This window comes from Amycolatopsis sp. PSD-21, assembly GCF_055561455.1.
Genome location: NZ_CM145712.1, coordinates 5,853,565 through 5,872,566, shown reverse-complemented (window position 1 = coordinate 5,872,566; position 19,002 = coordinate 5,853,565). Strand labels below are relative to the sequence as shown.

20 protein-coding genes are annotated in these 19,002 nt (G+C 66.7%); 6 read left to right on the top strand and 14 right to left on the bottom strand.

The annotated features are described in order from the left end of the window. Positions 1–14: 14 nt before the first annotated feature. The 4 genes from ACZ1DY_RS27395 to ACZ1DY_RS27380 form a co-directional block, all read right to left on the bottom strand. Positions 15–218 carry a helix-hairpin-helix domain-containing protein gene (locus ACZ1DY_RS27395; protein ID WP_257485817.1) on the bottom strand — a complete coding sequence of 68 codons (204 nt, stop codon included), beginning with the start codon at positions 216–218 and terminating at the stop codon, positions 15–17. Between the two features lie 122 nt (positions 219–340). Then, complete coding sequence (locus ACZ1DY_RS27390; protein ID WP_465481319.1) at positions 341–2,407, bottom strand: UvrD-helicase domain-containing protein; 2,067 nt, start codon at positions 2,405–2,407, stop codon at positions 341–343. 121 nt (positions 2,408–2,528) lie between these two features. After that, positions 2,529–3,158: a hypothetical protein gene (locus ACZ1DY_RS27385; protein ID WP_465481318.1), complete on the bottom strand. Its 630-nt coding sequence runs from the start codon at positions 3,156–3,158 to the stop codon at positions 2,529–2,531. 184 nt (positions 3,159–3,342) lie between these two features. Beyond that, a complete protein-coding gene (locus ACZ1DY_RS27380; RefSeq protein WP_465481317.1) occupies positions 3,343–4,596 on the bottom strand; it encodes an HNH endonuclease signature motif containing protein in 1,254 nt (417 codons plus the stop codon). Between the two features lie 227 nt (positions 4,597–4,823). Between ACZ1DY_RS27380 and ACZ1DY_RS27375 the strand changes: the two genes are divergently transcribed. Beyond that, the gene (locus tag ACZ1DY_RS27375; protein ID WP_126734088.1) at positions 4,824–5,135 is read left to right on the top strand and encodes an antibiotic biosynthesis monooxygenase family protein; all 312 of its coding nucleotides are present in this window, start codon (positions 4,824–4,826) and stop codon (positions 5,133–5,135) included. Positions 5,136–5,216: 81 nt separating this feature from the next. Continuing rightward, positions 5,217–6,014 carry a DUF1684 domain-containing protein gene (locus tag ACZ1DY_RS27370; RefSeq protein ID WP_465481316.1) on the top strand — a complete coding sequence of 266 codons (798 nt, stop codon included), beginning with the start codon at positions 5,217–5,219 and terminating at the stop codon, positions 6,012–6,014. On the opposite strand, the gene ACZ1DY_RS27365 is transcribed toward ACZ1DY_RS27370, so the two are convergent. The 7 genes from ACZ1DY_RS27365 to ACZ1DY_RS27335 all read right to left on the bottom strand — a co-directional run bounded on the left by ACZ1DY_RS27365 (position 5,996) and on the right by ACZ1DY_RS27335 (position 14,133). Beyond that, positions 5,996–6,991, bottom strand: coding sequence for a BtrH N-terminal domain-containing protein (locus ACZ1DY_RS27365; RefSeq protein WP_465481315.1), 996 nt, complete (start codon positions 6,989–6,991; stop codon positions 5,996–5,998). The genes ACZ1DY_RS27370 and ACZ1DY_RS27365 overlap by 19 nt on opposite strands. Further along, complete coding sequence (locus ACZ1DY_RS27360; RefSeq protein ID WP_465481314.1) at positions 6,988–7,791, bottom strand: MerR family transcriptional regulator; 804 nt, start codon at positions 7,789–7,791, stop codon at positions 6,988–6,990. The genes ACZ1DY_RS27365 and ACZ1DY_RS27360 overlap by 4 nt, the downstream gene beginning before the upstream one ends. A gap of 46 nt (positions 7,792–7,837) precedes the next feature. Then, positions 7,838–10,744, bottom strand: coding sequence for a discoidin domain-containing protein (locus ACZ1DY_RS27355; protein ID WP_465481313.1), 2,907 nt, complete (start codon positions 10,742–10,744; stop codon positions 7,838–7,840). 168 nt (positions 10,745–10,912) lie between these two features. Then, positions 10,913–11,599, bottom strand: a complete 687-nt coding sequence (locus ACZ1DY_RS27350; RefSeq protein ID WP_126734084.1) for a hypothetical protein — start codon at positions 11,597–11,599, stop codon at positions 10,913–10,915. A gap of 36 nt (positions 11,600–11,635) precedes the next feature. After that, positions 11,636–12,361 (bottom strand): HEAT repeat domain-containing protein, encoded by a 726-nt coding sequence (locus tag ACZ1DY_RS27345; RefSeq protein ID WP_465481312.1) that lies wholly within the window; start codon positions 12,359–12,361, stop codon positions 11,636–11,638. A 190-nt stretch (positions 12,362–12,551) separates the two neighbouring features. Next, the gene (locus ACZ1DY_RS27340; protein WP_465481311.1) at positions 12,552–13,037 is read right to left on the bottom strand and encodes an AMIN-like domain-containing (lipo)protein; all 486 of its coding nucleotides are present in this window, start codon (positions 13,035–13,037) and stop codon (positions 12,552–12,554) included. A 76-nt stretch (positions 13,038–13,113) separates the two neighbouring features. Beyond that, on the bottom strand, positions 13,114–14,133 hold the full coding sequence (locus ACZ1DY_RS27335) for a DUF6734 family protein (RefSeq protein WP_465481310.1): 1,020 nt from the start codon (positions 14,131–14,133) through the stop codon (positions 13,114–13,116). A gap of 125 nt (positions 14,134–14,258) precedes the next feature. Between ACZ1DY_RS27335 and ACZ1DY_RS27330 the strand changes: the two genes are divergently transcribed. Continuing rightward, entirely contained in the window at positions 14,259–14,804 is a 546-nt protein-coding gene (locus ACZ1DY_RS27330) for a hypothetical protein (protein WP_257485828.1), read from the top strand. Between the two features lie 11 nt (positions 14,805–14,815). Next, positions 14,816–15,145: a hypothetical protein gene (locus ACZ1DY_RS27325; protein WP_257485829.1), complete on the top strand. Its 330-nt coding sequence runs from the start codon at positions 14,816–14,818 to the stop codon at positions 15,143–15,145. A gap of 33 nt (positions 15,146–15,178) precedes the next feature. On the opposite strand, the gene ACZ1DY_RS27320 is transcribed toward ACZ1DY_RS27325, so the two are convergent. Then, complete coding sequence (locus tag ACZ1DY_RS27320) at positions 15,179–15,421, bottom strand: helix-turn-helix transcriptional regulator (RefSeq protein ID WP_257485830.1); 243 nt, start codon at positions 15,419–15,421, stop codon at positions 15,179–15,181. A 561-nt stretch (positions 15,422–15,982) separates the two neighbouring features. Further along, positions 15,983–16,213 (bottom strand): hypothetical protein, encoded by a 231-nt coding sequence (locus ACZ1DY_RS27315; RefSeq protein WP_257485831.1) that lies wholly within the window; start codon positions 16,211–16,213, stop codon positions 15,983–15,985. Positions 16,214–16,767: 554 nt separating this feature from the next. Here ACZ1DY_RS27315 and ACZ1DY_RS27310 point away from each other — a divergent pair. After that, positions 16,768–17,829, top strand: a complete 1,062-nt coding sequence (locus ACZ1DY_RS27310) for a helix-turn-helix domain-containing protein (RefSeq protein ID WP_465481309.1) — start codon at positions 16,768–16,770, stop codon at positions 17,827–17,829. Between the two features lie 12 nt (positions 17,830–17,841). Next, complete coding sequence (locus tag ACZ1DY_RS27305; protein ID WP_257485833.1) at positions 17,842–18,402, top strand: HD domain-containing protein; 561 nt, start codon at positions 17,842–17,844, stop codon at positions 18,400–18,402. A gap of 17 nt (positions 18,403–18,419) precedes the next feature. Here the strand turns inward: ACZ1DY_RS27305 and ACZ1DY_RS27300 are convergent, their stop codons facing one another. Continuing rightward, positions 18,420–18,920: a hypothetical protein gene (locus ACZ1DY_RS27300; RefSeq protein WP_257485834.1), complete on the bottom strand. Its 501-nt coding sequence runs from the start codon at positions 18,918–18,920 to the stop codon at positions 18,420–18,422. Positions 18,921–19,002 lie beyond the last annotated feature (82 nt).

Genomic DNA, 19,002 nt, shown 5'->3' with positions numbered 1-19,002 from the left:
TCAAGACAAAAAATTTAGTCGGTGGGTTTGAATGTCTGACCTCGTGTTTCCAGCGCTTCGCGGATGATGCGGAGCGCTTTGGGGCCGACGCCGTGCAGGCTCGCTAGCTCGGCTTCCGTCGCGCGGGTGAAGTGCTCCAGCCGGGTGTAACCGGCGGCGGTGAAGGCGCGTGTCGCCGGGTTGCCGATGCCGGGCGGCAGGTCGGTCTGTTCGTTCATGGGTGTCCTCGTCGGTCAGTGGCCGTGCCGTCGCATCCATTGTGGACTGCAGCAGAACTCGCACGGTTCGAGCTCACCGGGGGCGACGGAACCCCAGGCGAGACGCGTGACGTCGTGGACGTTCATGCCCTGCCGATGCGCGCGCCCCTGGCCCTTGCGCAGCCAAGTGCAGTCCGGGTCGTTGTGATACGCGTTTCCCCCGGAGGTCCGGAAGCCGTGGGAGAGGACGTTCGGCGGCGGCTTACGGCACAGCGAGCACCACGAGATCGGCATGTCGTGGACGCAGTCCTCTTCGGCTTCACGGCTTTCGCCTGCTCATCGGCCTGCTCGGGCGCGGTGTCGTCGAGCACGCCCCACCAGAGGAAGTCGCGGGCCCGCGTCGCCGCGACGAGATGCTGCCTGCCGCGTAACTCACGGCGTTCCTCCTCGGCCTGGCTCCCGGTCACGCTCTCGTGGGTGTTCTGCAGTACCAGCACGGCCTCGAAGTCCAAGCCCTTCGCCCGGTGCACAGTGCCGACCTTGAGCTTGCCGTCGGCCGCACCGGTGTAGTGCTCCAGTGCCAGCGTGGGGATCCCGGCCGCACGCAGGATCTCGACGCATCGGCCGAGATCCTTGTGATGGAAGACGATCAGCGCCGAATGATCAAGGCGCGCCGGCAGTTTCCGGACCGCTTCGACCAGCGCGCCCGGCAGTTCTCCGGACGTGCCCCGCCAGGTCTCGGTCGTTCCGCCCTCGCTGGCGGACTCGGCCGCGCGAAGAGCGATCCCGTCGGCGCCGTCGAGATCGTCGACCCGGTTCGTCGCGTCGAAACGTCGCGCGAAGCCCAGAACCTCGGCACGGTTGCGGTAGTTCACCTTCAGGATCTCGCCGCGGCCCTGGACGGGGATGCCGGCGTCGGACAGTCGCCAGCCGCCGGGGTAGACCTGCTGCTGACCGTCTCCGACCAGCAGAAGCCGGTTCGGGCCGTCACCGGCAAGGTCGCGCAGCAGTCGCAGCCCGCACAGGGGGATGTCCTGCACCTCGTCGACGACGACTCCCGCGTACGGCGTTTCGAGCGGCCGCTTCGCGAGTTCGGTGCGGCCGAGCTCGATCAGGTCGTTGTAGTCGTGCACGCCCCTTTCGGCCAGTCCTCGCTGGTAGTGCTCATAAAGGTCCCAGACGAGCGCTTTCTGGCTCGCGTCGAGCCGGAGGATCCGTCCACGCCGCTGGACCGCGACGTAGCCGGCGAGCGTCGTGATGCCCCTGCCCTTGATCACCCGGTCCAGTTCCGTGCGCCAGTAGTCGACGCTCGGTTCGATGACCTGCAACTTCTCCCGGTGGGCCATCCACGCGAAGCTGAACGCCGTGTCGATCTTGCGCCGATCCACCTGCGCGGGCACCTCGCGCTCGGCGAGGAATCGGCGCACCCAGGCGTGCAGGTTCGTGAACTCGACGCGACCGTCCAGCTCGGGCGCGAGCCGGTCGAAGGCCGTCTTGATCACCGAGGGCAGTGTGTGGACGTAGGTGGTGAACAGCAGCGGCCCGGTGCTGAGCCGGGCCAGATGCCTGAGCCGGTGGAGAGCGACGACCGTCTTGCCGGTCCCCGCCGGGCCACTGATCCGCGCCGGCCCCGAGTAGTCCCGCTTGACGATCGCGTTCTGCTGAGGATGCAGGAAGGTGAGCCAAGAATCGAACGGACGTCGCTGGGCTGCTCCGACTTGGTCTTCGATCAGTTCGGTGACGTCCAGCAGCCCTCCCGTGCTCGGCTCACGGTCCGGCTGCTGGACGGCCAGGGGCCGGTAGTCGCGCAGCCGTCGTTCCGCCTGCTCCGCGATGGCGGCGACCGACCGTTTGTCGAGATGAAGCGCGTCCCGACGGAAAATCCGGCCGAGGCTCGACTCGGTCAGTGACCAGTGGACGCCGTCCTGACGGGGGTCGCCCGCGCCCTGGCCGATCACCGCGAGGTGGATGGCGCTCTCGGCCAGGGAACGGCCCTGTGGTCCGGGGATTCCGGCAAAGCGTTCTTTCGCGTGGCGCAGGATCTGGTTCGCGGTCTCGAAATCAGGCCCCTTGTCCGAGATCAGGAGAGCGAAAACGCCGGTCTGGCCGATCAGGAAGGCGTCCGCGCTCCGGCTGTCCCCCGACGGCAGCGCCGCCTTGACCATGAGCCGCCAGCCCGTACCGGTCCGGCTGAGCAAGGCGGTGAGCACGTTGCGTTGTAGTGAGTCCAGACCGGTGAAGTTTCTCGCGAGTATTTCTCGAGCCTGGCTTTCGAGTCGCCTTCTGGAATGGTCGCTCCTGCTCACATGCGTTCCGTTCGTCGGTGGTGGTTCAAGGTGCGGGGAACTCGACGGCGACATCGACGGCCGTCTCAAGCGTCGCTTCGCTCGGCCGTCCAGAGGCGGGCGCGGATTCGGCGATCACGACCAGCTTCTTGGCCAGGCGGGAGTCGTAGTTCTTGCCGGTGAAACGGCTTCCCGGCGGCGCCTCGCCGAAGAGCATGACGTTGCCGGTGCCGTCCTTGTCGGCGAGCCGTTTCAGGTCGCTCGCCTCGCTTGCCTTCGGCATCTTCACCCAGGCGACGGAGACGGTGATGGTGTTGCCGGCGCCGTCGTCGACGATGACCATCATGCGGTCGAGATCGACGCAAGGATGGCGCAGGAAGAAGCGCTGGACTTCGCCGAAGGAATGTGGTCCGCATTCGAGCTCCCGCTTGGCGGTCTTCTTCAGCTGACGCCAGCCAAGACGTTGCCAGGATTCGGAATGACGGCCCTTCTGGGCGGATTTCTTGCTGGAGCTCTTGCCTTTGAGGGCTTGGCTCGCGGCGGAATCCAGGGAGGCGGCGGTGCCTCCGCCTATGCCGTTGGTAGCTGCGACGACCACTCCTGCCGTGCCTATCGCGCCCGCGCCGTACTTGTATTTGACCCAACGGCCGTCCGGGCCGCGCGGTTGATTCACCATGGTGCGCTCCGTCCCCTCCCAAGTCCGGAACGGCGATCTTGCTCCGGCTTTTGCGGAACAATCGAGGACTCTTGCGCCAATACGCCCGAACGGCGCAATCGATTCCGGGGTTTCCGCCGGTACTGAACAGTTTTAGGCATGACGAGGGGCCCGTCGCCGGTGTGGCTGGCGGGCTCCTCGACGTTCAGCGGTGGTGGAGGGTGTTGCGGCGGGGTTGTCGGAGTGGGTCTCGGTATTGGGGTGGGATGAACTCTGGTAATCCGTCGGCGGCCATGCGGACTTCCCAGTCGCCGTGGTGGATCAGGCGGTGGTGGAATCCGCACAGCAGCACGAGGTTCCGGAGGTCGGTGGGGCCGTCGTCTGCCCAGTGGATGATGTGGTGGGCGTGGCAGTTCTTGGGTTTCCGGTGGCATCCGGGGAACGCGCAGCCGCCGTCGCGGATGTTCAACGCGCGTCTCTGCCCTGGGGTGACGAAGCGTCGTAGCCGACCCACATCCAGGGGTTCTCCGGCGGCGCTCATCACGACCGGCAACATCAGGCAGTCGCAGGCCGCCAGCCGCGCTTCGCGGGCGGTCATCGTGCCGACGAAGTCGAGGCAGGCGGTGCCGAGGCCGGTTTTGAGTTCGTCGAGTCCGATGGTGACGTGCACGAGGGTGCGGTAGCCGCTGGTTCCGGGCTGGTCCGGGCACGCGATGGCTAGGTCGAGGAGGTCGGCCCAGGCGTCGCCCAGGCGTTCGCACTTCATCCGCAGATCGGCCTGTCCGAACTCGTCCACTGGCCGCGGTTGGGCGTAGGCCTCCAGGGCGGCGGCGGTGCGGGCGCCGGTCTCGTCATCGAGGAGGCCGGTGAGTTTCCAGAAGCCGTCTTTGCGGCGTTCCAGGGTGATTTCGCGGCGTGGTTCTTTGGGTTCGGGGTCTTGGGGTTCGTTGCCGTCGGGGTCCAGCCAGCCCAGCAGGTTCGCTTCGGCCTTGGCGAGCTGCTGCGGACCGGCGGTCGGGGCCAACTCGGCGAGGATCTTCTCCGCGACCGCCTTATCTTCGGCGGAGGTGTCGGCGGGGAGTCTCTTCAAGATCTCCAGAATCTGATCGATCCGCTCATCCCCGACCAGCCCCTCGGCAGCGACCGCGGCCGTCTCGGGTGCCACGGCCGGGGCTTCGGTGCCATCCAGGTTCCGCGTCGGATTCAAAGCGATCGCCCGCTTCACCACCGCACCCGCCTCGGCCCGCGACAACCCCGCCATCTCCGCGAACCAACTCGCCGTAGTCCCATGCCCGAACAAGTCTTTCGCGCCCCGAGACTCGACCTCCGCCAGGAACCGCCCCAAACCCGCGGTGGCCATCCGAATCACCCGCAACGACTGCTGCACGCCATGGGCAAGCTCCAGCTTGCCGGCACGCCACAGTTCCTGCGGCAACTCGGGAAGGAAGGTCTCGGACACGCCTCCATGATACCCGACAAAATCGAACAGGTGTTCGTAATTTTAAGCGATAAGCGAAACGCGCGAACAACACCGAAGGGTGATGCTGCTGCGCAGGGAGATCACGCAAAGAAAACGTGACGCATTTAGTCGGCTAAATGCGGGCGGACGTGCGCAAGTAGTCGGCTATACGCGAACAAAGCAAGTGGTCGAACGAACGCGAAGGGTCGTCGCCTAGCATCGGCACCATGACGACAGGCACCAAGACGACAGTCGAACTGACCCGCTTCAAGGTCCCGGCCGACCGCGCGGACGAACTGCTCCAGGCCCGGCCCGCGATGCTCGCCGACTTCCGGGCCGACCGGGAAGGGTTCCTCGACGCCCAGCTGATCCGGGTCGACGACGAGACCTGGCTCGACGTCGTGTGGTGGCGGTCCTCGGAGGACTTCGCCGCATCGCGGGAGAAGGGGGCGAACCTGCCGGGGATCAAGGCGTTCTTCGCGCCCATCACCGAGTTGATCTCCGCCGAGGAGGGCACCACCGGGGATTTCCGGGCGTAGCCCACATACCGGGACAGGAAATATCATCACCGCCCGCCCGTTGACCTGGGGGAAGAGCGAGGCCACGGGAAGGGATCGTCGATGAGCACAAGCCTGGACACGTTCACGCACGACTGGCAGGACTGGAAGACCCAGCGCGAGCGCGATCTCGCCGATCCGCTCGGCTGGCTCGCCCTGGTTTCCCTTGACTGGCTCGAGGACGAGCCGCGCGCGTACGACGGGCTGCCCGGTCTGTGGTGGCAGGACGCCGAAGCGGCGTACCTCGACCCTCAGGGCGCCGATCTCTCGCACGACGGCGAGCGGATCACCGGTGTCCGTCGCTTCGAGCTGGTCAACAGCGGCGCGACCACCAGGGTCGTCGCCGGCGAGATCGAGATCGAGGTGGCGCGCCGCGGCGGGTACCTGATCCGGACGCACGACCCGAAGGCGCCGGTGCTGAACGCTTTCCGCGGTGTCCCGGCGTACGAGCCAGACGCGGCCTGGGTGCTGTCCGGGACTTTCGAGCCCTTCGACGAGCCGCGGCCGACCACGGTCGGAGCGGTCGTCGAAGGGCTCAGCCATGTCTACGTCTCGCCGGGCATCGTGCGTTTCGACCACGACGGCGCGGAGCACACGCTCACCGCGTTCAACGGCAAGAAGGACGGCCTGCTCATCCTGTTCACCGACGCCACGAGCGGCGTCACCACCTACGCCGCGAATCGGTCGCTCGCGGTGCCGCCGCCGGCGGAGGACGGGTCGGTCGTCCTCGATTTCACCCGCGCGACGAATCTGCCGTGCGCGTTCACCGATTTCGCCACGTGCCCGTTGCCGCCGGCTGGCAACAAGCTGCCGTTCGCGGTCGAAGCGGGGGAGAAGCTGCCCTACGAACGGCTGGGCTGAACAGTCGCGAGCGCCGTCATCGCCTCCTGTTCGAGCCTGGCCAGCTCGGACAGGAGGGCGGACGCGTCGTTCAGCTTCCCGGCGTCACCGGTTTCCCCTGCCAGGGTGAACAATCCCGCGACCTGTGTCCATAGTGGAGTGATTTCGCGGTATTTCTCATACGCGGTGCGGAGACCGGCGTCGTCGACGAGGGCTGTGCATTCTCCGAGGAAGTCACGGTAGAGCCGGCGGAAGAGCGCGCCGCCGGTCCCCGCCCGCTCCATCAGCATGGCGGCCTGCGGAAGATCGCGCGCCGGATCACTGCTTCGCTCCAGCCATTTCCGCACCTGGACGGCGGCTTTGCCGATCCCGCGATAGCCGAGGTTCGCGATGGGCGGGTCGAGGAACTCGGCCGCGTTGGCCCGGACGGCCGCGCGGACGGCGTCGGCGAGCGGAACGAGAGGCGCGTCGACACCGATGGTGAACGAGCGGTTCTTCGCCGTCATCGGGCCCTTCTCTCCACGGGCTCGTTCCAGGCTCTCCAGTGTTGTCGACACGGCCCCTCCCTGCTGAGCCGTGTCGACGAGGAAAGCGCGCTCGTCGTCATAGCCGTACATGGCGACGAAGTGCCCGCCGAAGTGGACTTTCGACGTGAAGTACTCCAGGTGGTACGAATCGAGTTGCAGGCCGACCGGCACACCGGTGTCGATCTCCTCGGCCACGTTCCGCCACGCCGTGCGCGCCGACGTCGTTTCCTTGACCCGCAAGGACAGTCCGAGCCGGTCGGTCAGCCTTCGCGTGATCTCGGCGGGTTTGCTCCGCCCGCCGAGGAACGGGAACGGCAGGTTCTTCCCGTCCCAGTAGACGAAGCCCAAGCCTTCGCCGAGTCCGAACAGCATCGGCTCGGACAGCTCGATCCCGGCGTGCCGCAGGAGGACGTCGAGCGTGCTGGTCTCGCAGTGCTCCCCGCCCGCGGCCGCGATTCCCTCGATGATCACGAGGTCACCGGCCAGGCGATTTCGGTGCGGTAGGCCTCGGGCACGACGCCCGGCCCCGGTGCCACCAGGTAGAGCTCTTCAGCGGGCCCCACTGGGACGCGGTCGCGCTCGGCGATCCAGCGGCCGAGTGATCGGTACGCGGTCTCGACGTCTTCGTAGCCACCTTCGTGGATCGTCGCCACGAGCAGACCACCGGGAAGCTCGGCGGGGCCGATCTCCCCGTCTTCCCGCACCGGCCCGTCGACGGGGACGAACAGTTCGACGGTCAGCTCCTCGGGATCGCCGGTGAGGTATCGGGTCCCGGGCGGTCCGGACGGTGCCACCCCTTGCGCGCCGAGCGCCGCGAACAGCCGGGCGTACGCGGGGCCGATCCGCTCCGCCAGGCCGCTCAGCGGGGTCCGGATCGACAGGCGCGCGATCGGCTGCGGTGTGCGCACACGCTCGTAGACATGCAGCCACCGCGTCGGTTCGGCGAGCACGGAGTCGAGCCCGTCGGTGATCGCCGCTAGCTCCGCGGCCCGTGCCGCCACCCGGTCGTGATGTCGTTTGATCGCGGCCTTGACCTCGTCCGGGTCGCCCGCATCGAGGATCCCCGCGATCTCCGCCAGCGGCACCTCGAGCTCCCTCAGCCGCCGGATGAGGCTCGCCCGGGCGAACTGTTCGAGCGAATACCGGCGGTACCCGGTGCCGGGGTCGATCCTGGCGGGCACCAGCAGCCCGATCCGGTCGTAGTTCCGCAACGCGCGGACCGACAGCCTCGTGGCGTGCGCGAACACGCCGATCGGCATCAAGGTCGTCATGGGACCAGCCTGAACCCTCTCCCGGGGAGAGGGTCAAGCCGGTACCTCACCCCAGTGACAGCCGATCGAGATCCGGGGCGGACGCGTGGTCGTTGTGCAGTGTGATCGTGTTCGCCCCCGCCTTCAGTTCGACCGGCAAAGAGGTCGTGAGCTGGGTGTTGTTGCCGGTGCCGTCGACCTTCACCTCGATCGGTGTACCGCCGTTCACCGTGACGAAGTACGAGCGCGGCCCGTTGACGGTGAAATCGATGTGGAGGGTGTAGCGCCTGGTCTCGGGCACGGTGACGCCGTCGAACCGCACGAACGAGCCCGGGTCGCCGCCGATGTTGCGGACCTTCTGCCCGCCCGAGCACACTCCGCAGTTCGTGACGCCCGCGTCGCCGACGTCGTTCGCCGAGTCTTCGGCCTCCCGCATGAAGACCCGGTCCGCGGGACGCGGGCTCACCCGGACGGGTTTGCTCACCGATTGAGCCCGGCCGAGCAGGTCGAACGACGCGGTGATCGGGACGTCGGCCGCGGTGACACCTTCGGGGGAGACCAGCGTCCACGAGGCTTCGAGCTCGTTCCCGACCCGCATAGACGCCGTCGTGGCCGGAGCACCCTGCAACGTCCAGCCCGCCGGGACCGCGGGCGTCAGGCTGACCTGCTTGATCGTGTCGTCGGCGTCGAGCCGCAGCTTCGCGGTCACCTGAAGGGATTGCCGCCCCGGCGCGAGCCATTGGAGGCCGCCCGGCTCGACGGTCAGTGTCGTCTTCGGCGTGTAGGACGGCGGTGGCAGGGGAGCGATCGCGATCCGGTCGAGGCCTGGCCCCGAAGTGGCGTTGCTGAACACCTTGACCGTGTTGGCGCCGGCGTTCAGGTCGACGGGAATCGCCGTCGAAGCCACGACTCCGGGCGTTCCCGCGTCGATCGCGGTCTCGACAGGGGTGCCGCCGTTGACACTCACCGCCACCGATGTCGCGGGCCCGCCCATGGTGTCGAGCTGAAGCCGGTGACTTCCGGCTTCGATGGCCGTCACATTCGGATAGGTGACCGAGTTGCGCGGGCCGCCACCGAGCCCGGTGATTTGGAACGATCCGGAGCAGGACGAGCAATGGCCGAGCCTGGCGCGGCCGTCGTGGTCGTTGCGGAAGGACTCCGCCTCCAGCGGAACCTGCGCGCCCAGCACAGAGCTCGGGTAGCCGTACGCCACCTTGATCTCGTCGATCGCCAACTGCTTGTAGAAGGGTTTCGCCTGCGGCCCGGACCAGGTGTTCAACACTTCGAGTTTGACGAACCGGGTCTGCCGCTCGCCGAAATCGATGAACTGCACGCCGCGGGCGCTCGGCATCGCGCCGGTGCGGACCGGTTCGCCCCAGTTCCGCCCGTCGTCGCTGACGTAGACGCGATAGTCCTTGATCCGCGCCGAGTCCTCCGGCCTGCCGAACGACTCGCGCGCGTGTGTCGGCGACATCTCACGCTGGTTCACCGCGAGGTAGGTGGCGGTCCGTCGCCTGCCGAGGTCCAAAGTCAGCGAGACCGGCTGCTTGCCGTCGGCGTCCCAGTAGTTCTCGAAGTTCCCGTCGACCAGGTTCGACGCCGGATGCCCGGCGCGCGATGACGAAGCGGTCGCCTTGATGGTGCGGGAGTCGAGGAAGTGCTGCTGCCTGGCGGTTTCCACCTTGAACACCGTGTCGTAAGGGTCCCAGTCCTTGATGTCCACAATGGTCAGATAGCCGCCGGATTGACTGAAGCGCAGCGGCTTGCCCGTGCGCAGATCGGACACCCTGGTGACCTTGTATCCGTTGTCGCGTAAGCGGAGCAGGTCGGTGCGCGGCCGCGTGACCACGTGAAGGTACTGCGTTGCCGCGCCTGGCTCGACGGTGATGACGCCGTGCGCACCGTCGTTCCAGAACCCGGGCTGCATCCCGCCGTACATGTACCCGCCGCCCTCTTTGCCTTGGAGGGAGGACTTGATCGGGGGCACCCAGCTCGCCATGAAGTTGTTGTACGCCTCCTGCCGCGGCGGGAACTTCCCGTTCACCATCGGGGTCTCGGCCATCAGCGACTTCATCGACGAACCCGCGTTGGCGATGTAGCGCCCGGTGGACAGCCGGAAGTCGACGGCCTGATCGGCGCCGTCGTACCACCAGGCCCCGTTGGTCGGCAGCTTGTAGTCGGCCTCGGTGAGCCTCGGCATCGGGGTGAAGGCGGCCTGCGGATAGTCGTACGGTGGGGTGATGCCGGTCTTCTGTTCGTTGCTTACGGTGTCCATGATCGGGGTGTCCTCGTTGTTGTTGCTCAGCAACCAGGACGGCCGTTTCTCGCGGATCTGTTCGTAGAGCCGGTTCTTCTCCCAGTAGTCGTTGTCGTTGTCGATCCAGAACCCGGAGAGGTCGGCGTAGCGGTCCATGACCTCGTGGAAGAGGTCGTAGCTGTACTCGCCGAAGCCCTGGCGGGTCGTCAGGTCGACCTGCTTGCCCTTGTAGGCGGAGTACGCGGCGGAATCCAGTGACTCGACACCGGTCTCCTTGTGCCACTGGGGATCGTCGGTCATGTAGAGGATCGTCCGGACGCCTTTGGCATTGCCCGCTTCGACGAGTTCGCCGAGGAGGTCGCGGCGTGTGGAGCAGCTGCCCGGGATCGCCGACGGCCACGGACGCGCGTAGCCAAGCCTGCTGTGGAAGGTGGCGAGCACGATGTAGGAGGCGCCCAGCTTGCGGGCTTCGTCCACCCAGTAGTCCGCGCTCCAGCCGCCGTCGGTGACGGCGCGTTCCCAAGCCGCGCAATCGGTATGACGTGGCGCGGTGAACATGCCCCAATGGAGGAAGAGGCCGGCGGTGGCTTCGCGTAACCACTTCTGCCGGGGATGGTGCACCTCCGCGCTCGCGGCCGTCGTGGTGAGCAGGCTTGCCAGCAGGGCGAGAACTACGGCGAGCCAGGCGGTGCGATGCGCTCGAACTCTCATGACCATCCGCTCTCATCCAAGGCGTGGTTTCCCGAGAGATCCGATGATTGCGGCAGAAATCTCCGTGGTCAAGCCCCGATGAGCGGGACATGGTCCAAGTCGTCAGAGGTATTACGTGACGTTGAAGGCAGGGCCCCCTCGTCTGCAGTACGAGAGGGCCGTGTCGGTCCTGCTTCAGATGTTGAAGCCCGGGTGGGTCGCGAAGGCGTTGTCGATCACGAGGTTCCCGCGCTGGCGGGCTCGTTCACGCAACGCCGACGTCGTGCGGGCGCCCTGGGCGTAGAACCACCACAGGTAGAGCGCGCCGTACATCCAGGCGCCCTCGTAGCCCCAGGTGGAGTCGGCGCCGCTCTTGCCGGCACCGAACACCGAACCCGCCGGGAAGTTCGCGTTGTGCGGCTTCCCGCCCTGGTGTCGCGATTCGTGGATCAGCGTCTCGGCGCGGCCGGGAACGTCCTTGGAGTACCAGAAACCGAGGTACAGCTCGATCCGGTCGTCGACGAACGCCCCGCTGAACGAACGCGCGATGGCGCTGCCGTCGCCGCACAGCGAGCGGAGGTCGTCGCAGTTGTCGCGGACGTACCGGCGGGCCCAGTTCAGCATCGCCCCGGAATAGGCGTCGTTCTGGTAGTCCTGCGCCGAATAGGTCAGCAGGTAGCACGCGTTGAACGTCCGGGCGAGCGGCTTGTCGGTGTTGCACGCGTCTTCCCAGCCGAAGCCGTCGTCCCAGTAGTCCTTGTTACCCGCGAAACCGTAGGTGTTCCAGAAATAGTCGATGTAGGTCTGATTGCAGATCGAGGCGCCGTAGAAATTGTCCCCGGTCACGTTCTTGTCGGGCACGGTGTAGCTGCAAGTGGCCATCGGAGATCACCTGTCTGTAGAAGGAATGGGTTCGGTTCAGGAGCGCGGGGGCTCCGGCGGCGGCACGTCGTCGGCCCGTGAGTCCTTCACGTGCCGGCCGCCGACGGCCTGGGGCACGCCGCGGACGTCGACCCGCCGGATGTTCAGCAGGTGCTCGTCCTCGGTGCCGCTGAGCTCCTCGCGCACCCGGCCGGTGAGCTCGGTGTCCCCGGACTCGGCGATGGCCTGGACCGCCGCGCGCCGTATCGTGAACACCTCGTGCCGGACCTGGCGAAGCAGCAGCTCCTTCGCCGCGCTGTCCCCGGCGGATGCCAAGCGCGCCAACGCTTCCACGGCGGTGGTGCGGATGATCACCTCTTCGCCGACGGTGCTGATCCCGTGGGCGGGATCGTCGGAACGCTCCGGCGGGATCGGCTGGCGCAGCACGTTTTCCAGCACCGAAGCGGCGGCCGGGTGTCTCAGATCGGTGAGCAGCTGGACCAGGCCCCAACGCTCCAGGTACTGCTCCTCGGACAAGGCGTCGTACTGCGCTCCGAGCGCCGGGACGACGTCGTCCGCGCGCTCGCGAAGCCGGTCGAGGCTCCGCTGGTAATTGCGCTCGGCGTCCTCGCCGGACGCGGCCATGGTTTCGGTGGCCTGGGTGACCAGTTCGCCGATTTCGCTGTCCGAAAAGCTTCCGAGGCCCGAGCTGTCCGGGCCCGCTTCGAGATTGTCGCCACCCGGGCCCAAGGACGGGGTGTCGGGATTGCGTGGGGTCGGCATGAGGTTCTCCTTCGCAGCGGCGGTGATGCTGACGGAAGGAAGGAACGCGAACCCTGGCGGCAGATACCTGATTTTCCGAAAAATCGCCCGTTGGGGCAGAACGTGATTTTCACCGCGGGAATCCGAAAAGGATTTTGCTCACCGGAAATGGGATGATCGCCGAAAAGTCTTCACGGATTCCCGCTCGTGATCAATGACGGACGTCGATGACGACACGGTTCGGCGAGGTCAGGGTGGAGACGCTGACCGTGGTCCTCGATCGGACACCGAGACCGATGGACAGGGTGCCCTCGAAGTCGCCGGTGACCGCGACCGCCATGACGTTGCGCAGATTCCGGGTCCGGAACTTCTGCGGTCCGGGATAGGTCGGATTCCCGGCGTCGTCGTGTGCCGCGGCGGGCGACGCGGTGACCGCGACGAAGAATTCCCCGGTCAGCCAGACGATCTCGCCGGAACCGTCGGCGATCAACTCGTCGACGAGGTCGTACCGGACGGCGGGAGCCGGACCGGCGGTCAGGTCGAGCACGACCCGGTCGAAGCCGGGGTTCTGGCCGGTGCGGATCCCGGTCATGGCGGGGATCTGCGGTGCCGCGGCGGACGCCGGGACGACGGCGGCGACGGCGCCGGTCAGCATCAGGACGGTGGCGGCGAGCGCGCGTCGTAGGGTGATGGTCATGAGATGACCTCCTGCCGGAGAGTTGTTTCCGGAGAGACGCCTCTGGGGCTGGGAGGTTGTATTCTTCGCGCGATCGTTACCGATCGCCGAATTCGCGTCTAACGATCTCGAAGTCGGCGGGGAAATGGTTTCTCACTTGCTTCGCTAGCCAGCGCATGTAGCGGAGATCGCTTTTCGCGGAAGCGATGAGATGGGTGAATCTCCGGTCGTCTTCGCGATAGCTGTCGTCCTGCGAGGCGAAGACGCATTGGACGTCAGTGGTGCCGCCGCTCCAGCAGAGTGCGCCGAGAAGGTACTGCTCGACGACGAGGTTGTAGTCCTCGAGCGGCGCGAGCCGTCGCCAGGCTGTCTGGTTCTCCGCCGACTCGACCATGCGGATGGCGAGATCGGCGTAGCGGCGGAGGAGGGGGATCGCCGTGCCGCCGACGATTCCAGTGCACAGCGCGGCTTCCCCGGTGTAGTCGCCGAATTCCTTCGGCAGGAAGCCGCCCGTGCTCCGGATCGCCTCGGTGGCTGCCGCCGGGCGGTAATAGCCCGCATCGGAAGCCGGTGCGTGCTCGGGATTCTGGGCGACGACCTCGCCGTCGAGCCCTTGCGCCGGGAATCCGGGCCAGAGGAACACGTCGTTGTCGATGTGCAGGAACGGCTCGCGCTGCTGGCGGTACGCGTGCAACTTCCCGAGCGCCCACCAAGACGGGTCCTGCCCGGCGAGTCCGTTGAGCGTCAGGGAAATGTCGTCGAAGGGCAGTCGTAACCGTCCGACGAGCAGCTCGTGCCCCCAGCCGTCGGTCACCAACGCCGTCGTGGGGAAGAGGCGGGACGCGAGCCGGAACGACAGGACCCAGGACAACGCGTGGAAGAAGTCGCTCGGCCAATGCCTTCCGTGCCGGCGCCGGTACGGGACGCTCCAAAACGACCAGACCGCCCGGCGGATCGGCCGCGCGGCCCTGTCACCTGGACGGAGCACGCGGACCGGCGGAGGACGCCAACCCGGCACGCTGATCTCGCCGTATCCGCCGTGGCGGGGGATTCCGGGCGCGAGCAACCGGCCGCCGATGGCGACCGCGGTGCCGGGGTCGTATCCGTAGTACGGCATCGCGCTGTGGTTCGTGCCGGGGAGGTCGAACGTTACGCTCGTTTGTGGTGTACTAGTACACCTTGGGCGCGACGACCGGTGAAAGCCTTCGCCGGTTCTGATCTTTCACGGTCAGGAGGAGTTTCTTGTCGTCACGAGCGGGGACGCAGCCCGTGTTCCTGGAACGCCTGCTGCTGGACGTGGAAATGCGGCGAGGGCAGGTCCATCGCCGTCTGGCCGTGCGAACCGTCATCGCCTGCGAACACGGCGTCGACGGCTTCCGGGACTCGGTCCCCGTCAAAGCGATCATCGGCTGCCGCGCCGAGACTTCGGTGCTGCGCTTCCCGAAGCCGTTGCGCAAAGGAGAACGGCACGAGTTCGTCTCCCTCGTCTGCGACGACGATCTGGACGGCGAGAGGCAGTGGATCAACGTCGACGTCGACCATCACGGGATCGCGCCCGGCGCCGTTGACGATGAGGGCAAGGTGGTCGGAGGGCTGAACGTCAGCATCACGTTCGACGACCGCGTTCCCGAAGCCTGCTGGTGGTACGCGGAGCAGACCGAGTGCGAGCGCGTGGTCCGGCCGCCCGCCGGCGATCGGCGTCTGCTCGAGATCCGGCGCGGCGTCGTCGAGCACACGTTCGCGGGGCCTTGCCGCCCACGGGAGCAGTACGGCATCGCTTTTCGCTGAGGGGAGTGGACATGGCCGGTGACGTGGGCTTGGAGTCGCTGCTCGACTACGCGCGAGAGGACCGGGTCGGGCTCTCGGTCGTGGTCGCCGTGGCGGGAGCGAAGGCGGGCGAAGGTGCGACGTTCGCGGAGAAGACCGCGGTACTGCTCTCGGTGGTCGGTGACTTGATGGACCGGGGCGCGGTCCCCGGCGACCTGGTGGGCGCGGATCGCGACTTCGTGGCTTGGCCGGGGTCGAAGGCCGCCGTTCTGTCACGGCTGGCGTGCGAGGTCAAAGCGCTGGGGGAGGAGGCGGCGACGGGGGAGCTTTGCTGGATCCACGATCCGGCCGCCGCTGGGTGAGCTCGCTGCTGCTCGGGTGCCTTGCCGGGACTGTTACGGCCCGGTCAGTTCGCGCCGACCGGTGTCCGTGAGCACGTAGTACGGTCGCCCGTCGGCTGTGGTCTTGTCGAATTCATGGGCTATCCAGCCGAGGTTGCGCATCACATCCAGCATCTCCGACAGCCGCCGATGGCTGAGGGAAGCTTCGCGCCGGAGGTCCCTCGCGTAGAAGCGGGCTTCGGTGCCTCCTGCGAGGAACACCGCCGTTAGCCTGCTCATTTCTCGGGCTGTGCGCATGAACCGATTCTAGACCTCGTCGTCCTTTTCCGGCGGGCTGGAAGCCAATGGAATGGTGTGGACGGATAGGCGCTACACGGATGAGTTGGCCCGATCGGCTGTTTCGGCGGACGACTTCCCGTCGAAGACCATGTTTCGCATCTGGCCTCCGACAAGACAGCTATAGCGGTAGCGTCGTCGTCGTTTCTTGGCCACGGCTACCGCTTCGATGGGGGGTCCGGAAAGTCCGGCGGCTTGGGGACGCTGGGCGGACCGGAGTTTTTGTCCGTGGGCCGTGTGGGTGTGTCCTTGCCCGGTCCTGGATTCGTGGGACTGGTCCCTGCAGGATTGCGTTCGCGTGCCATCGGCCCTATCCCTCGTCCTCGTTGTCGGACTTGTCCCTTGGCGGGGGTGTGGCTGGAGTCCGGGGCGGGATGGGGCCCGCCCGCCGGTCCCGGTTGCCCGCCGTCCTCTTCCGCCACGGCGGCGGGGTTTGGAACCTGGTCGACGCGCAGGGAGGACCCTCACGCCGACCAGGCGACCCGACGCCACACAGGTGAAAGGGGCGTGGCGTCGGGCGGACTAGGGGCGTGGAGCTGGTGATACTCCGATTCCGAGCTGTTCGCCGTCGACCTCGTTCGCGCGTCGTACGAGCGCGACACCGATCGCCACGAGGTCACGGCCGAGGCACCGGAGCCCGGCCGCGTAGTGCTCGTCCGAGGACTGCAAGGCCAAGAGGTCCAGCGTGACCTTGCCGATGTCGGTGTTGACCCGCGCCAGGCCGGAGAGAAGGTCGCGGTCACGCTTGTCCACTGCGCCCCCTTTCGCCGCGTGCTTCCGCGTTCGCATCGCGTAGTAGTCCTCCGCATATGACGCATCGAATGGCCGCTGCCGGCGCTGCGATCCGGTCTTCGCCGATGGCGGTCCGCTCGTGCCCGAGCGGCTCTTGATGCACTTCTTCGCACCACGGGAGCAGCATCGGAGGCCAGTAGAGACCCGGGGTCAACAGCGCACGGCGGTACAAGTGTGCTTCGGACTCGGCGAATAGACGCCATTCGTACCCGGCTGCCGCCGACACCGACGCTTGCCGTGCCTGTGGCGCCCACTCCCGGCGCGTTCCACTGGGACGGCCACAGAACTGTCGATTTCGCCGGACAGCTGTTCGCATGACTGGGTCACTCCCGTCGTGTTCTGGCTGGTCGGAGCCATCCCGAAACCTGCAAAGTGACGCTACGATCACCAGTGATTACGCAGAACCGACCGCGAGTACGGGTGCGGTGCGACAGAAGTCGTCCAGAGCGGGAGCGACCGTGGGTGGATCACCGGCAACACCGACCGGGAGTCAGGGTTCCCGGTCAACGGGCATCGTGACCGGCTACGTACTCAAGCTCGCACGCCAGTCCGCGGGGCTGACGCAAGAACGGCTGGCGGAACGGCTCGCGGTAGACGCCAGCACAGTTCAAGCATGGGAATCGGGGCGGCGGCCCCTGTCGGCGATGGCTGCCGGAGAGTTCGTCCGGTTGTGCGCCCGGCTGTCACGGCTCGGCGCGCCGTCGTCGACCGGCCGACATCTGCGTGTGGCGATCGAAGCCGATCTGGTCCTCTCGACCGGGATTTCGGCCGGCGCCGATCGGTTCGATCCCGAGGTGCATCCGCTGGCGGCGAGCGTGCACCGCAAGTCACTGACGAACCTGATCACGTGGCCATTTACCGGGCACATGCCGCCCGAGTTGGAGGTATTCAAGCCGAAAGTGCCGCGTCGTGGACCGGTCGCGTTCGGGCCCACGATGGGTGCTGATGAACGAACCCGGTTCTTCGACCATCTGCTGACCGTCGCGGAACGCGGTACTCACGCCGAGGATGCGCTGCTGCGGCGACAAGCGGTGTATCTGCTCGGCTTCGACCAGCGCGAGCAGGTGGCCGAGTGGCTTCGCGGTGAATGGGCAAAGGCCGGGCGCCTCCCGATCGCAGACGGCGACGTGACCAGTCTGCTCGAGGCTCGCTCGGCGTCCGTCGCGCTCGCTTCAACTGGCGACGGCTCGCACTTGCACGACTTCGTCAAGCGCGCCAACGGGACGCGCGCGGAACTCGCGAACCTCAACTACTGGGCACACTGGATCGGCGAACTCCACGACGACCAGATCGACGACTCCTTCATGGCCGACGACGACAGCATGGCGTGGTCCGGTGTGCGGCTGCTTCACCACCTCGTGAGCCGCCTCGATCCGGCTTTACCGCACTTGCCCCTCAATCTGCACACCGTGCACACGCTCGTGGCCAGCCGTCCCGCTCTGCTGACGACAAGCCCTGCCGTCCGCAGAGCACTTGCTAGGGCGCTTGAGGTGGTCACCTCCGCCGATACGCTGACCCGCGACGGACGCGACCAGGTTGCTGGCCTTCACTATGCTCTGCGCCTCGCCGATCGATAGGAGATTCCCACCATGCCGGACGAGTCCACCGCTCTCGCCGCGTTCACCTATGAACTCGGGTTGCTCAAACGCATCCGTCGCGCGGGATGGTGGCACGCTGGCGTCCGCGATCCGGAGTCAATCGCGGAACACAGCTTGCGCACAGCACAGGTCGCGGCGCTGCTCGCCGCCGAGGAAGGAGCGAACCCCGAGCGTGCTGCGTTTCTCGCGCTATGGCACGACACGCAGGAGACCCGGACCGGGGACATCCCGCACACGGCGGCCAAGTACATGAGCAAACCCGAGCCCCGCGAGATCACCGCCGACCAGACGGCCGCCCTGCCGTCCACGTCAAAGGACCTGGTCCGGTCTGCAGTCGATGAGTACGAGACACGGCAGAGCATCGAAGCGAAGTGCGCGAAGGACGCGGACAAGCTCGAAATGCTGTTCCAAGCCGTCGAGTACCGGGAAACCGGAGTCGAGCGCGTCGCCGGATGGATCGACTCTGCTCGCAAGGGGCTCGCGACCGAGACCGCTCGACGCATCGCGGAAGCCGCTGTCACCCTGTCCCCACTGGCGTGGCGAGACCGGTAAGCGAGCTTGCCCGGCGGCTAACCGCCGATGGTCAGGTGAAACCCGCTCTTCTCGATTTCGTCCGAGTTCTTCCACAGCGTGCCTCGATTGTTGTTGCCGACGTGCACGCCATAACGGTCGGCGCTTGGAACTTCGGCGAACGCGAACGTAAAGGTGCGTACCCACACGCCACCAATGACGCTGGTCTTCTCGTCGGGCGCCCGACGAAGCTCCGTGATGGCAATGACCTGGCCAGCCTCGTCAACGAGGGTCACCTGCGATCCGTCGCTTATGTCGCTATAGCCGTCATACCCGTTGGCCGTCGCCTTGGTGCACTGCCTATCGCACAGCAAGTACAGAGTTCCGTTGACGGACTTGGGACTTGACGCAGTTGTCACGATGATCAGGACGGCAGCAATAGAGGCAGCGAGTACGGCTCCGACCACGATGAAGATCAGCTTGCGGCTTCGGCGACTCGGATGTGACATCGGAACGGGATCGGGTTGCGGCTGAGGGTAAGCATTCGCGTCGGAGGTCATCGGCCTGCCTCACTCTCGGCTGATCTGTGCGTTAGACGTGTTGATCAACGACCTTGTTACGCAAGGTGATGATGGAACGCTC

Excerpts from the sequence above, each read along its gene's own strand:
- ACZ1DY_RS27340 (WP_465481311.1), bottom strand. The coding sequence starts at position 13,037 with ATGACCATCACCCTACGACGCGCGCTCGCCGCCACCGTCCTGATGCTG.
- ACZ1DY_RS27345 (WP_465481312.1), bottom strand. The coding sequence starts at position 12,361 with ATGCCGACCCCACGCAATCCCGACACCCCGTCCTTGGGCCCGGGTGGC.
- ACZ1DY_RS27325 (WP_257485829.1), top strand. The coding sequence starts at position 14,816 with ATGGCCGGTGACGTGGGCTTGGAGTCGCTGCTCGACTACGCGCGAGAG.
- ACZ1DY_RS27385 (WP_465481318.1), bottom strand. The coding sequence starts at position 3,158 with ATGGTGAATCAACCGCGCGGCCCGGACGGCCGTTGGGTCAAATACAAG.
- ACZ1DY_RS27360 (WP_465481314.1), bottom strand. The coding sequence starts at position 7,791 with ATGACGACCTTGATGCCGATCGGCGTGTTCGCGCACGCCACGAGGCTG.
- ACZ1DY_RS27355 (WP_465481313.1), bottom strand. The coding sequence starts at position 10,744 with ATGGTCATGAGAGTTCGAGCGCATCGCACCGCCTGGCTCGCCGTAGTT.
- ACZ1DY_RS27395 (WP_257485817.1), bottom strand. The coding sequence starts at position 218 with ATGAACGAACAGACCGACCTGCCGCCCGGCATCGGCAACCCGGCGACA.
- ACZ1DY_RS27375 (WP_126734088.1), top strand. The coding sequence starts at position 4,824 with ATGACGACAGGCACCAAGACGACAGTCGAACTGACCCGCTTCAAGGTC.
- ACZ1DY_RS27335 (WP_465481310.1), bottom strand. The coding sequence starts at position 14,133 with ATGCCGTACTACGGATACGACCCCGGCACCGCGGTCGCCATCGGCGGC.
- ACZ1DY_RS27300 (WP_257485834.1), bottom strand. The coding sequence starts at position 18,920 with ATGACCTCCGACGCGAATGCTTACCCTCAGCCGCAACCCGATCCCGTT.
- ACZ1DY_RS27350 (WP_126734084.1), bottom strand. The coding sequence starts at position 11,599 with ATGGCCACTTGCAGCTACACCGTGCCCGACAAGAACGTGACCGGGGAC.
- ACZ1DY_RS27320 (WP_257485830.1), bottom strand. The coding sequence starts at position 15,421 with ATGCGCACAGCCCGAGAAATGAGCAGGCTAACGGCGGTGTTCCTCGCA.
- ACZ1DY_RS27370 (WP_465481316.1), top strand. The coding sequence starts at position 5,217 with ATGAGCACAAGCCTGGACACGTTCACGCACGACTGGCAGGACTGGAAG.
- ACZ1DY_RS27305 (WP_257485833.1), top strand. The coding sequence starts at position 17,842 with ATGCCGGACGAGTCCACCGCTCTCGCCGCGTTCACCTATGAACTCGGG.